General features: G+C 73.1%; 11 protein-coding genes and 1 pseudogene. 6 read left to right on the top strand and 6 right to left on the bottom strand.

Translation table 11 applies throughout. The annotated features are described in order from the left end of the window. Window positions 1-264: pseudogene (locus DI269_RS16855) on the bottom strand (hypothetical protein); the annotation flags it as partial. 201 nt (window positions 265-465) lie between these two features. On the opposite strand from DI269_RS16855, the gene DI269_RS16850 reads away from it, so the two are divergent. Genes DI269_RS16850 through DI269_RS16840 form a run of 3 tightly spaced genes read left to right on the top strand, consistent with a single transcriptional unit; the run spans window position 466 to window position 4005 of the window. Then, complete coding sequence (locus DI269_RS16850) at window positions 466-3273, top strand: helix-turn-helix transcriptional regulator (RefSeq protein ID WP_198667496.1); 2808 nt, start codon at window positions 466-468, stop codon at window positions 3271-3273. 59 nt (window positions 3274-3332) lie between these two features. Beyond that, window positions 3333-3614, top strand: coding sequence for a type II toxin-antitoxin system Phd/YefM family antitoxin (locus DI269_RS16845; protein ID WP_112137897.1), 282 nt, complete (start codon window positions 3333-3335; stop codon window positions 3612-3614). Then, on the top strand, window positions 3601-4005 hold the full coding sequence (locus DI269_RS16840; protein ID WP_198667495.1) for a type II toxin-antitoxin system VapC family toxin: 405 nt from the start codon (window positions 3601-3603) through the stop codon (window positions 4003-4005). Before DI269_RS16845 ends, DI269_RS16840 begins: the two co-directional genes overlap by 14 nt. 59 nt (window positions 4006-4064) lie before the next feature. Here DI269_RS16840 and DI269_RS16835 read toward each other — a convergent pair whose 3' ends face one another. Continuing rightward, window positions 4065-5435: an MFS transporter gene (locus DI269_RS16835; RefSeq protein ID WP_112137894.1), complete on the bottom strand. Its 1371-nt coding sequence runs from the start codon at window positions 5433-5435 to the stop codon at window positions 4065-4067. A gap of 174 nt (window positions 5436-5609) precedes the next feature. Here DI269_RS16835 and DI269_RS16830 point away from each other — a divergent pair, with 174 nt between their 5' ends. Both DI269_RS16830 and DI269_RS16825 read left to right on the top strand, forming a co-directional pair. Continuing rightward, window positions 5610-6227, top strand: a complete 618-nt coding sequence (locus DI269_RS16830; RefSeq protein ID WP_112137901.1) for an NADPH-dependent FMN reductase — start codon at window positions 5610-5612, stop codon at window positions 6225-6227. A gap of 62 nt (window positions 6228-6289) precedes the next feature. Next, on the top strand, window positions 6290-9028 hold the full coding sequence (locus DI269_RS16825) for an AAA family ATPase (protein ID WP_198667494.1): 2739 nt from the start codon (window positions 6290-6292) through the stop codon (window positions 9026-9028). Here the strand turns inward: DI269_RS16825 and DI269_RS16820 are convergent. Then, the gene (locus tag DI269_RS16820) at window positions 9025-9804 is read right to left on the bottom strand and encodes an alpha/beta fold hydrolase (protein ID WP_112137889.1); all 780 of its coding nucleotides are present in this window, start codon (window positions 9802-9804) and stop codon (window positions 9025-9027) included. The two genes, DI269_RS16825 and DI269_RS16820, sit on opposite strands and share 4 nt — an antisense overlap. Window positions 9805-9849: 45 nt before the next feature. On the opposite strand from DI269_RS16820, the gene DI269_RS16815 reads away from it, so the two are divergent. Further along, window positions 9850-10233, top strand: a complete 384-nt coding sequence (locus DI269_RS16815; protein ID WP_232822788.1) for a MerR family transcriptional regulator — start codon at window positions 9850-9852, stop codon at window positions 10231-10233. Here the strand turns inward: DI269_RS16815 and DI269_RS16810 are convergent. From DI269_RS16810 to radA, 3 genes are all read right to left on the bottom strand, one after another. After that, the gene (locus DI269_RS16810; RefSeq protein ID WP_157975046.1) at window positions 10230-10568 is read right to left on the bottom strand and encodes a hypothetical protein; all 339 of its coding nucleotides are present in this window, start codon (window positions 10566-10568) and stop codon (window positions 10230-10232) included. The two genes, DI269_RS16815 and DI269_RS16810, sit on opposite strands and share 4 nt — an antisense overlap. Window positions 10569-10633: 65 nt before the next feature. Continuing rightward, window positions 10634-10915 (bottom strand): hypothetical protein, encoded by a 282-nt coding sequence (locus DI269_RS16805; protein WP_112137882.1) that lies wholly within the window; start codon window positions 10913-10915, stop codon window positions 10634-10636. Between the two features lie 187 nt (window positions 10916-11102). Then, a partial coding sequence (radA, locus tag DI269_RS16800; RefSeq protein WP_112137879.1) for a DNA repair protein RadA occupies window positions 11103-12379 on the bottom strand: 1277 nt, incomplete at its 5' end.

Here is a 12379-nt window from a genome sequence, read left to right as displayed (position 1 = left end):
GGCCCGCCCCAGCGGGCCGGTCCGCGCCGCGGTGCTCACCACTGCCGTGAAGCCGATCGCGAAGGCGCCCAACGGCCACAGCCGCGTCCCCGGGGCGGCCCCGAAAGCGGCGGCGACGTCGGCGGCGAGGAACGCCGTCACCGCCCCCGCCGCGAACGCCACGGCCTGCGCGAACGCCGCCCACAGCGCGGTCGCCCAGCGCCGGGGTGCAGGACGGCGCCCGGCTGCGGCCTCGGCGCCCTGGGTCTCCATCGATGCGGTCATGGCACCGACGCTATGCGCGCGGGCGCCCCTGCGCCCCAGTCGAACGACCGGTCGGGCCGACCGGTCGCCGACCCCGGTCACGCCCGTCGTTCCACCAGGTCAGGCCGAGCGGGGCCCACCCCAGTCGAATGACAGATGCGACGGGGTCCGTTCGGTGGATACGCTGGAGGCGACCCCGGTCGTCTTGAGGATGGAGTCGCCGTGTCGCCAGCCACCGGTCCTGCGCCGCAGCCCCTGCGCGAGGGCCCAACGGCCCAGACGTACGGCGAGTCGCCCGCGCCCGCGCTCCGGGCGGTCCTGTACGGCCGCGACCGCGAGCTCGACTCGATCCAGGCGCTGCTGGACGGCGCCCGCGTCGGCCACGGCGGCGCGCTCGTCGTCCGCGGCGAGCCGGGCATCGGCAAGTCCGCGATCGTCGACGCCGTCATCCCCCGCGCCGAGGGCTTCACCGTCCTGCGCACCCTCGGCGTCGAGGCCGAGCACACGTGGTCGTACGCGGGCCTCCAGATGCTGCTGCACCCGCTGCTGCACCGCCTCGACCGGCTCCCCGCGGCGCAGGCCGACGCGCTGCGCACCGCCCTCGGCATGGCCGACGGCACCGGCCGCGCCCACTCGCTCCAGGTCGGGCTCGCGCTGTTGAACCTCCTGGTGGACGCCTCCGCGAAGCAGCCGGTGTACGTGGTCATCGACGACGCGCACTGGCTCGACCGCGACTCCACGAACGCGCTGCTGTTCGCCGCGCGCCGCCTGTCGACCGAGTCGATCGGGATGGTCCTGGTCGTGCGCGACGGGTTCGCGCCCGACTTCCCCGCGCCCGGCATCCCCGAGCTGACGCTCGGGCCGCTCGATCTCGATGCGTCCCAGTCGATCCTGGACATGCGCGCCGACGAGATCCCGTTCACCGGCCGTGACTGGATCCTCCGCATGGCCGAGGGGAACCCCCTGGCGCTGTTGGAGCTGCCGGCCGCCGACAACGAGGAGTCGCTGCTGCGCGCCGACACCTCCAACAGCCGCTACTCCACGACCTCGCGCATCAAGCAGGCGTTCACCGAGCGCATCATCGCCCTCCCGGAGTCGACCCGCACGATCATGCTGCTGGCGGCCGCCGAGGAGACCGGCGAGACCGCCGTGATCGCCGAGGCCGCGACCCACATGGGCTCCAGCCTCGCCGACCTCGAACCGGCCGAAGTGGACGATCTGCTGCGGTACCACCGGGGCCGCATCGAGTTCGTGCACCCGCTGATCCGGTCTACCGCGTACCACTCGGCGCCGCGCGCCCGCCGCATCGAGGCCCACCGGGCCCTGTCGGAGGCGTTCGGCGAGGGCGACATCCGCGCCGCCCGCCACCTCGCCGCCGCGACCACCGGCTTCGACGAGAAGGCCGCCGCCGCACTGGAGGCGATCGCGTCCTACGAGGCCGAGCGCGGCGGCTGCGTCGCCGAGATGGCCGCCCTGGAGCGCGCCGCGAGCTTCACCCCCGACCCGTGCCGCCGCGCCCGCCGCCTGGTCGAGGCCGCCCAGTGCGCTTACGCCGCAGGGATGACCGGCAAGGCGATCGAGCTCGCCGAGGCCGCCGAGCGCCTCACCGACGACCACGTGCTCCTCGCCCGCGCCGCCCTCATCCGGGCGACGATCCTCTCCTGGGCCGGTCACTCCAAGGGCTTCGACGTGTGGATGGAGTCGGCCGAGCACTACGCGGCCACCGGCCACGAGAACACCGGCTACCCGCTGCTGCGCGGCGTCTGGAACGCCTGGGAGACCGGCGACTTCGCGAAGGTGAAGTACGCGTCCGGCCTGGCCTCGAAGTACGGCGGTTCGAACAACGCCTGGGTGCGGCGCCTCGCGCGCGCCGCCGCCGGGCTCAACCGCCAGCCCGACGACACCGCCGGGGAGGCGGTCGACGCGCTGCGCTCCCTCTACGACTACTACCAGCCGCTCCACGAGGACTTCCAGGCGTTCGACCAGGTCCTGGCCGCGCGCTGGCGGTTCCTCGCCGGGGACGTGCCGGCCGCGTACCAGGCGGCCTCGGAGCAGGTCCGGTGGTGCCGCGAGCGCGGGGCGATGAGCCCGCTCGTGCAGGCGCTGCTGGTGCAGGCCCAGACCCAGTTCCACTATGGACGGTATGCGGACGCGCAGGCGTCGGCCACCAGCGCGATCGAGCTCGCCCACGAGCAGAACGACCGCCGGGCGCTCATGCAGGGCCGCATCTGGGTGCTGCTGCCGATAGCGGCGATCCGCGGCGAGGAGCGGCGCTGCCGCGAACTCGTGGCCGCCGCGATCCAGGACGCCCCCGAGGACTCCGTGATCCCCGCCGACACCGCGCTCGGCCTCCTCGAACTCGGGCTCGGCCGGTACGAGGCCGCGTTCGACCGGCTGCTGCGGATCGCCGAGGGCGTCACGCCCATGGAGGTCCTCACCCAGGTCCCGACGCTGGTGGAGGCCGCGTTCCGGGCCGGGCGCCTCGCCGAGGTCAAGGAGGCGTTCGACTGGTTCGCCGACTGGGCCGACGCGACGGGGCGCTCCTACTGGGAGGCCCTCGTCGAGCGCTGCCGCGCCCTCATGGGGACCGAAGCGGAGGCCGGGACGCACTTCGCGCGGGCCGTGGAGCTGCACCGCGCCGACGACATCGACCCGTTCGAGCGGGCCCGCACCGAACTCGTCTACGGCGAGTGGCTGCGCCGGGTCCGCCGCATCAACGAGGCCCGCGCGCACCTGCGCGAGGCCACCGAGGTGTTCGAGCGCCTCGGCGCCGTCCCCTGGACCCAACGGGCCCAAGGGGAACTGCGCGCCGCCGGCGACTCCACCGCGGTCGAGGCCAAGCCCGACCTGGCCGAACTGCTCACCCCGCAGGAACTCCAGGTGGTCCGCCTCGCCGCCGACGGCCTCACCAACCGCCAGATCGGCGAGCAGCTGTTCGTCAGCCCTCGCACGGTCGGCTACCACCTGTACAACGCCTACCCGAAGCTCGGCGTCTCCTCCCGCACGGAACTCGCCAAGCTCGACCTGTAGGACACGCCTGAGCCGCAATCCTCTAGCTTCTCGGGGTTCCCTCGCGTTACGCTTCTGGTATGCAGACCATAACGCAGCGCGAGTTTGACGATGACCCGGCGGCGGTGATGGCCGCAGTGGCGAACGGCGAGACGTACATCGTTACCCGCGATGGTGTCGAGGTCGTCGAGCTGCGGTCCCTGAACCGTCGGCGCGAGATCACGTCCGCTGAGCTGGTAGCGCGAGCGCGCAGGCTGCCGCGAGTGGACTACGAGGAAATGCGCAGGGAAGCCGATGAGTTCTTCGGTGAGAACCGGATCGGCGACGACGACCCCTGGGAGCGTACTCGTGGTCGTGCGTGAAGCCCGGGGCATCATCGACACCTGTGTGTACATTGACCTCGCGGAGATCGACCCGATGGATCTCCCCGAGATTCCGCAGATTTCCGCAATCACCATGACTGAACTGCATCAGGGTGTGGCGATGGCGAAGACCGCTACCAAGCGCGCCGCTCGCATCGAGCAGCTCAACTCGGCGATCGGCGATTTCGATCCGATCTCCTACGACGCTGAGGCGGCCAGCCGCTTCGGCACCCTCGCGACGCTGGTAGTCGAACAAGGTCGTTCGCCCAAGCCTCGACAGATGGACTTGATGATTGCAGCCGTGGCCTCGGTGCACGACCTTCCGCTGTACACGCGCAATCCCGATGACTTCAAAGGCCTTGAATCGCTGGTTCGCGTTATTACGGTTTGAGACTCAGCCCAGCACGAATCGGGCCCTGCCATGAGACAGGGCCCGATTCGGTTCACTGTTCAAGCCGGGGCCGGGGTCCGCCACGGGCGGGTCGTCGCCTGGAGGGCCGCTCCCGCCAGCAGGATCGCCGCGATCGTCCACGCCGCCAGGCGGTAGCCGTCCACCGCCGTCGCGCCCAGGCCCCAGGCGAGGGCGGCCACGACCGGGCCGAGGGAGGCGCCGATCGTGCGGGTGGTCGCCATGAACGCGCCCGCAGTGCCCGACTGCTCCGGCGGGGCCGACGACAGCAGGTACGCGTTCATCGGGATGCTGAACAGGCCCATCGCCGCACCCGCGACACCGATGCGCACGCCGAGGTCCACCAGGCCCGTCGAGCCGTCGACGAACAGCAGCGGCACCGTCGCGGCCACCGTCAGCCCCGCGCCCGCGAAGGACACCCGGCCCGAGCCGAACCGGTCCGAGAGCCAGCCCGCGAGCGGCGTCGTCACCGCCACGCCGCCGATGAACGCCAGCATCACCGTCGACACCAGCTCCGGGCGCACCCGGTGCACGTCGGTGAGCAGGAACGGCAGCGCGAAGTTCAGCAGCCCCGTCATCGTCGACAGGAGCGTCAGGCTCAGCAGCGCCCCCGCCAGCAGCGGCGACCGCAGCAGCGCCACCGTCGGCGCCGACGCCGGCTGCCGCACCCACACCGCCGCCAAGGCGACGCTCGCCGCCAAGGCGCCCAGGGCGATCCACGGCGAGGAGTCCACGTACTCGAACGCCAGCAGGAACATCGCGATCGCGCCCCCCGAGGCCGCCACGTCCACCACCAGCGCCCGGTCCGGCCGCGGCAGCCCGGTCCCGTTGGACGGCACCGTGAACGCGAGCCCCGCGAGCGCCACCGCCGACAGCGCCGCGAACACCCAGAACAGGCCCTGCCAGCCGAACGCGCCCACGACGAACCCGCCCGCGCCGACCGTCCCCATGCCGCCCACGGTCATCATCAGCGCGATCAGCGACACCGCCCGCCCGCGCCGTTGAGGCGCCGACGAGGTCACGATGATCCGGCCCGTCATCCCGAACAGGAGCCCGCCGAGCAGGCCCGAGACCACGCGCGCCGCCAGGAGCGTCCCGAACGTCGGCGCCAGCGCCGCCGCCACCGAGCCGACCGCGAGCGCGCCCATGGAGAACACCGACACCGCCCGCAGGTCGGCGCGTTCGGCGAGGCGGCCCGCCGCGATCGCGACCGCGCCCGTCGGCAGGGCGTAGGCGAGGAGCACCCACGCCGTCGCCGCCTCAGACACGGCGAACCCGGTGCGGATCAGCGGCAGCGCCACAGCGAGGCTGGACATGCCCGCCGCCACGACGAGCTGCGCGAAGCCGACGGCGACGATGGCCGCCCAGTCGGTCCTGGTCGCGGCCTCTTGGGCCGCAGTCTCGGTAGTCATGGCGGCCACGCTACGGACGGCGCGACTTGCGGCGCATCTGTAATACGACCGGTCGGCCCGCCCGCCTTCCGTCACCTGCGGTTCCAGTCGCCGCCCAGTCGACCGACAGATGTCGTGCCCGTCGGTCCGTCCGTAGCTTCGGACCGGAACGGCTACCACTGCGAAGGAATCATCATGAGCGACAAGCACGCTGTTAAGAAGCTCAGCCTGGGCGTCATCATCGGGTCGACCCGCGAGGGCCGCTGGGCCCCCGCCCCCGCGAACTGGATCGCGGGCGTCGCCGGCGAGCACGGCGGCTTCGACGTCGACGTCATCGACCTGCTCGACGCCGACCTGCCCCAGCACCTCACCGAGCACGACATGTGGTCCACCGAGAGCGACCCGTCCGCGCCCGTCGCGGCGCTGGCCGAGCGGCTCGACCGCGCCGACGCGTTCGTCGTCGTCTCCGGCGAGTACAACATGTCGATCCCCGCCTCGCTCAAGCACGCGATCGACTTCTACATGAACGAGTGGGCCGCGAAGCCCGTCGCCCTGGTCACCTACGGCGGCAAGCTCTCCGGCGGGCAGAACGCGGCGCAGCACCTGCGGCAGATCTTCCCCGAGCTGCGGACCCTGACGATCCGCAACTCGATCTCGTTCCCGCGGTTCTACCAGCACTTCGACGAGCGCGGCGAGTTCACGAAGTTCGACGAGAGCGAGCCGGCCGCGAAGACGCTCCTCGACGAGCTGCACTGGTGGGGGCGGGCCCTCGCGAACGCGCGCTCGGCGACCCCCATGCCCAGCCCGTTCTAGACGGACCGGTCGGACCCGCTCGATCCGGCACACTTCCGGCGGGCGGCGGTACCGTTGGAGCCGTGCTGTACGGACGCGACACGGAGACCGCCGCCCTCGCCGACCGCCTTGCCCTCGCCCGGGAGGGCCGCGGGTCGGCGCTGGTGGTGCGCGGCGAGGCCGGGATCGGCAAGTCGAGCCTGGTGGCGGCCGCCGCCGAGGCCGCCGCGGACTTCACCGTCGTGCGCGCCACCGGCGTCGAATCCGAGCACTCCTGGTCGTTCGCGGGCCTCCAGGCGCTCCTGCTGCCGCTGGCCGGGCACCTCGAATCGATCCCCGGCCACCACGCGTGCGTCCTCTCGCGGACCCTCGGCCTCGAAGCGGTCCCCGACAAGGCCGCCCCGCCCGGCGACCTGCGGTTCACCGTCGGGCTCGCCGCGCTGAGCCTGCTCGGCGCGGCCGCCGCCGACCGCCCGGTGCTGTGCGTGGTCGACGACGCGCACTGGCTCGACCCCGACTCGGCGGCCGTCCTGCTGTTCCTCGCCAAGCGCCTCGCGGCCGAACCGGTCGCGATCCTCCTCACCGTCAGGGAGGGCTACGCGCCCGACTTCCCGACCCCCGGCCTCGACGAGATGCACCTGGGCCCCCTGGACGACGAGGCCGCGGGCGAACTGCTCTCCGAACGGCTGCAAGGGATGCCGTTCAACGCCCGGACGCGGGTCCTGCACTCGGCCGAGGGCAACCCCCTCGCGCTCCTCGAACTCCCCGCCGTCGAACCCGAGGCCCGGATCGCCGCCGACTGGACCGGGTCGCGGTCCACCACGACCCGCCTCAAGCAGGTCTTCGGCGACCGCATCGACGGCCTCCCCGAGGCCACCCGGACGCTCCTGCTGCTCATCGCCGCCGACTACAACGCCGACACCGCGCTCGTCCTCGACGCCGCCGGGAAGCTCGGCGCCCAGCTCACCGACCTCGCGCCCGCCGAGGCCGACGACCTCGTCCGCTTCCAGGGCGGCCGCTTCGCGTTCGGGCACCCGCTCATCCGCTCCGCCGCCTACCAGGGCGCGCCCGTGCACCGGCGGCTCGAAGCGCACCGGACCATGGCCGACGTCATGGACCCCGCCGACCACCGGCGCCCCTTCCACCTCGCCGCCGCCGCGACCGGCCCCGACGAGGCCATCGCCGCCGCCCTCGAAGCCACCGCCGAATGCGCCTCCACCTGCGGCGGCCACGGCGTCGAGTACACGACCTTCGAACGCGCCGCCGCCTTCACCCCCGAAGGCCCCGAACGCGGCCGCCGCCTCCTGCGCGCCGCCGAAGCCGCCGCCGCGGCCGGCAACGGCCCCAAGGCAAGGGAGCTGTGCTTCCAGATCGGACGGTCCACGAACGACCGCGCCGTCCACGCCCGCGCCACGCTCATCGCCGCGATGGTCGCCACCTGGGACAACGACGTCCGCGAGGCCTACCGCCTCTACATGGAGGCCGCCGACCACTACACCGCCGCCCAGCCCGAGGCCGCCGGCTACCCCCTGTTCCGCGCCGTCGAACTCTCCTGGCAGGCAGGGGACTTCTCCCGCGCCGAGGTCGCCGCCGAGCACGCCGAGCGCCTCGGCATCGACCACTCCCCGTGGGTCCGCGACCTCGCCACCGCCACCGCCGGGTTCAACCGGTCCTGCACCGTCAGCGTCACGCAGGCCGTCGAGGCCCTGGGCCGCCTCATCGACATCCACGTCGGGTTCGGCGAGGGCGTCACCCCCGAGAACCGCGGCATGGTCGCCTGGTGGCAGACCCTCGTCGGCGACATCGCTGCCGCCGAGCACACCGCCGCCGCCACCGTCCGCCTCGCCCGCCAGTCCGGCGCCGCCGGGGCCCTCCCGCGGTCACTGACCCTGAACGCGCTCACCGAGTTCCACCGCGGCCGCTGGAAGGACGCCGAAGCGCTCGCGTGCAACGCCGTCGACCTCTCGGTCGAGCTCGGCCAGAAGATCGGCCCCGTCAAGGCCCGCGCCTACGTCCTCGCCCCCATCGCGGCGCTGCGCGGCGAGGCCGACCTGGTCCGCGACCTCGTCGAGGCCGCCGCCCTCGACTCCCCCGGCAACAACCTCGTCCCCATCGACATCGCCACCGCGCTCCTCGACTTCTCCATGGGACGCAACGAGGAGGCCCTCGACCGGTTCATGGTCCACCTCGACTCCAACGCCCCCGGCGACGCGCTCGCGTACGTCCCGGCCGCCGTCGAGGCCGCCGTGCGCGCCGGCGACCCGGACCGCACCGCGGCCGCCTTCGCCTGGTACGCCGAATGGGCGGAGGCCAGCGGCCAGGACCACCTCGCGGCCCTCGTCCAACGCTGCCGGGGCCTGCTCACCCACGACGCCGAGGCCGGCGCCCACTACGAGCGGGCCGCCGCCCTCCACCGCGCCGCCGAACTCGCCGATCAGGGCTTCCCGTTCGAGGCCGCCCGCACCGATCTCCTTCTGGGCGAATGGCTCCGCCGGGCCCGGCGCGTCAACGAGGCCAAGAGCCGCCTCCGCTCGGCCGCCGCCGTGTTCGAGCGCCTCGGCGCCGAACCGTGGGCCGAACGCGTCCGCCGCGAACTGCGCGCCGCGGGCGACGCCGGCCCCGTCGAAGCGGCCCCCGACCTCGCCGGGAAGCTCACTCCCCAAGAGCTGCAAGTGGTCCGCCTCGCCGCGGCCGGGCTCAGCAACCGCGAGATCGGCGAGCAGCTCTACCTCAGCCCGCGCACCGCGGGCTACCACCTCTACAAGGCGTACCCGAAGCTCGGCGTCGCCTCCCGGACCGAACTCGCCAAGCTCGGTCTCTAGAGGCCCTTGCGCCGCAGGAACTCCAGGACCGTGTCGTGCCAGGCGTCGGGCTGCTCGGCCATGAGGACGTGGCCCGCCGCGATCTCGGCGAACTCGGCGCCGGGGATGCCCTCGGCCAGCTCGCGGTGGTTCGCGGGGTCGACCAGGAGGTCCCCGGTCGTGGAGATCACGAGCGTCGGGACGTCGACGGACGCGAGCTCGGCGGTCGTGTCGACCTCCCGGATGAGCGCGAACTGCTGCGCGATGCCGTCGTGGACGCGGGCCGCGATCATCTCGACGGTCTCGGCGACCGCTTCGGGCGCAAGGCCGTTCGTGAAGCCGGTGCTGAAGGCCGCGTGCACGGCGAACCTGGCGAACGAGTCGCGGTCGCCCGCGCGCAGCAGCGCCGACCACAGGTCGAGCGCCAGCAGCAGCCGGTTGTCGGGCCGGGCGATCCCGGACGCCAGGACCAGGCCGGTCACGCGGCCGGGGTGGCGGGTCGCGGCCCGCACGGCGACGGCGGTGCCGAGGGAGAAGCCGACGACGGTGAAGCGCTCGGTGGCGGCCGCGGCGACCAGGGCGTCGGCGAGGCCGTCGAGGTCGAGCGGCGTCGCGTCCTCGGGGTAGTCGGAGGCGGTGACCGTGTGCGCCTCGGCCAGCAGCGGGATGAGCGTCCCGAAGTTCGACGCGATGCTGCCGCTCGCCCCGTGGGCGAGCACGATCCCCGGGCCGGACCCGGAGACGCTGGTGGAGAGGGCGATCCGATTCGCGGTGCTGTTTGCGGAATTGTTCGTCATGGCTCCGACGTTATGGTTTCACACCAGTGTGAAGGTCCAACGCATGTGACGGAGGTCATGATGCTGATCGGGGAGCTGTCGCGGCGCACCGGGGTGAGCACCCGCCTGCTGCGCTACTACGAGGAGCAGGAGCTCCTGGTGCCGGATCGCGACTCCAACGGGTACCGGAAGTACGGCGAGGACGCCCCGGCCCAGGTCGAGCAGATCCGCAAGTTCATCGACTCGGGCCTGAACTCGCGCGCCATCCGCGAACTCATGCCGTGCCTGTGCGAGAAGGGGATCCGCCACTGCGGCCACTCCCGCACCGTCCTCGACGACGGCCTCGACCGCCTGGACCGGCAGATCGCCGAACTCACCTCGAAACGCGAGCTCCTCGCGGAGCAGGTCGACGGAGTCGCGAAGGGCCCCTTGCGGCCCGACCCGAGCTAGCAGCCTCCGCCGCCGCCGTCCCCGCCACCACCGCCGGAGTCGCCGCCGAAGCCCCCGGAGTCGCCTCCGCTCCAGCTCCAGCTGCTCGAACTGCTGCTCGCGTGGTAGCCGCCGGTCGTGCGGCGCCGGCCCGCCCGCGGGAACTGCTTGTCGTAGGTGGCGCGGGCGTTCACCATGAGCCGCAACCGGAGTTCGTGCTTCTCCTCGCGCAGGCGCCGGGCCTCGGCGCGGCGCCTGCGCGCTGCGGGGTTCCACAGGGCGATCGCGAAGATCAGTACCGCGGCGAGCGCGATGGTGCCCAGCACTGCGAGGTCGTCGATCCGTGAGCCGCTCATGTACCGAGTGTATGGACGCGACGCCACCCCGGGGTCCCCGCCGGAGCGGCGCCGCGTCCAGTCCGCTAGCCCGCGTGGACGAGCAGCACGAAGGCGTCGCCGTGCGGCACGCACTCGAAGCCCGTGTACCCCGCGTGCGCATCGACGATCACGTGCCCGGCCGAGGCGCACGCGCCAGCGTCCGTGAACGCCCCGACGTGCACGCCGGGGACGTCGACCGAGATCGGCGGCAGCCCCACGCCGATGTTGAGCAGCTCCTGGGGCGGCGACGCCGCCGCCGGTGCCGCCAGTGCGGCCGCCGCCGCCAGACCCGTGATTACCGCCGCCGACCAAGTCCTGATGCGCATGGCCGCCTCCGTTCCATCGTTGTGGCCGATGGGAATGACGGTAAGCGCGAGGCGGTCCCGCCGCGCCGAATCCGAGGCGGCGTCGGATATCCGACGGAGGCTCGGAGGGCACCTCGATGGCCCGCGGAGGCCCTGGGGATGGGCCCCCGGTTTTCAATGGTGCCCGTCGGGTCCGACAATCCGGCCCTCAGCCGCGGCGGGCCCAGGTCCTCGCGGCGGCCTGCTTGGCGTCAATGATCGTCTCGACCTCGACGACCTCGATGCGGTGGCGCTCCGAGACCGAGCCCTTCGGGACGATCGCGGTCTTGAACCCGAGCCGGGCCGCCTCGCTCACGCGCCGGTCCGCGTTCACCGTGCGCCGCACCTGGCCCGTCAGGCTCACCTCGCCGATCGCCACCAGGTCCGCGCTCACCGCGATCTCCTGGTCCGCGCTCACCAGCGCCAGCGCGAGCGCCAGGTCGGAGGCGGGTTCGCGGACCCGGATGCCGCCGATCGTCGTCGCGTACACCTCGCGGTCGAGCAGCCGCATCCCGCCGCGGCGCGTCAGGACCGCCAGGACCATGTTCAGCCGGGCCTGGTCGAGCCCCGAGACGGTGTGGCGCGGGATCGCGCCGTCCTTCACCGACTTGCCGAGCAGCGCCTGGACCTCGACCGGGACGGCCCGGCGGCCCTCCATCGTCACCGTCACGCACGTGCCGGGCGTCGGCTCGGTCGGGGCGTCGTCGAGGAACAGCCCGGAGGGGTCGGCGAGCGAGACGATGCCGTCCTCGGTCATCTCGAAGCAGCCGACCTCGTCGGAGGGCCCGAAGCGGTTCTTCACGCCGCGCAGTAGCCGCAGCATCGAATGCCGGTCGCCCTCGAAGTGGACGACGGTGTCGACCAGGTGCTCCAGGGCGCGCGGCCCGGCGATGTTGCCGTCCTTCGTGACGTGCCCGACGAGGATCACGGCCATGTTGCGCGCCTTGGCCTCCTGCGTGATCGCGGTGGCGACGGCCTTCACCTGCGTCACCCCGCCGGGGACGCCGTCGGTGTCGGGGGCGAGCACGGTCTGCACGGAGTCGAGGACGAGGAGCCCGGGCTTCACGTCCTCGATGTGCCCGAGGACGGCGCCGAGGTCGGTCTCGGCGGCGAGGTACAGCTCCTCGGACAGGCAGCCGGTCCGGTCGGCGCGGCGGCGCACCTGGGCCGCCGACTCCTCGCCGGTGGCGACGAGCGCGCGCCCGTACCCGGCCTCGCCGAACCGGTGTGCGACTTCGAGGAGGAGCGTGGACTTGCCGACGCCCGGTTCGCCGGAGATGAGGGTCACGCCGCCGGGGACGATGCCGCCGCCCATGACGCGGTCGAACTCGCCGACCCCGGTGGGCAGGCTCGCGGCCTGCGCGCCGGACACCTCGCCGATGCGCAGGGCCGGCATCGCGGGGCGGCGGGCGCCCGTGGACGCCGTGGCGGGGCCCGCGGCCTGGC

It is taken from the genome of Glycomyces dulcitolivorans (genome assembly GCF_003265355.1).
In the GTDB taxonomy this organism is placed as follows: Bacteria; Actinomycetota; Actinomycetes; order Mycobacteriales; family Micromonosporaceae; genus Glycomyces; species Glycomyces dulcitolivorans.
This window is presented reverse-complemented; position numbering and strand designations above follow the sequence as displayed.

Excerpts from the sequence above, each read along its gene's own strand:
- DI269_RS16845 (WP_112137897.1), top strand. The coding sequence starts at position 3,333 with ATGCAGACCATAACGCAGCGCGAGTTTGACGATGACCCGGCGGCGGTG.
- DI269_RS16835 (WP_112137894.1), bottom strand. The coding sequence starts at position 5,435 with ATGACTACCGAGACTGCGGCCCAAGAGGCCGCGACCAGGACCGACTGG.
- DI269_RS16830 (WP_112137901.1), top strand. The coding sequence starts at position 5,610 with ATGAGCGACAAGCACGCTGTTAAGAAGCTCAGCCTGGGCGTCATCATC.
- DI269_RS16820 (WP_112137889.1), bottom strand. The coding sequence starts at position 9,804 with ATGACGAACAATTCCGCAAACAGCACCGCGAATCGGATCGCCCTCTCC.
- DI269_RS16810 (WP_157975046.1), bottom strand. The coding sequence starts at position 10,568 with ATGAGCGGCTCACGGATCGACGACCTCGCAGTGCTGGGCACCATCGCG.
- DI269_RS16805 (WP_112137882.1), bottom strand. The coding sequence starts at position 10,915 with ATGCGCATCAGGACTTGGTCGGCGGCGGTAATCACGGGTCTGGCGGCG.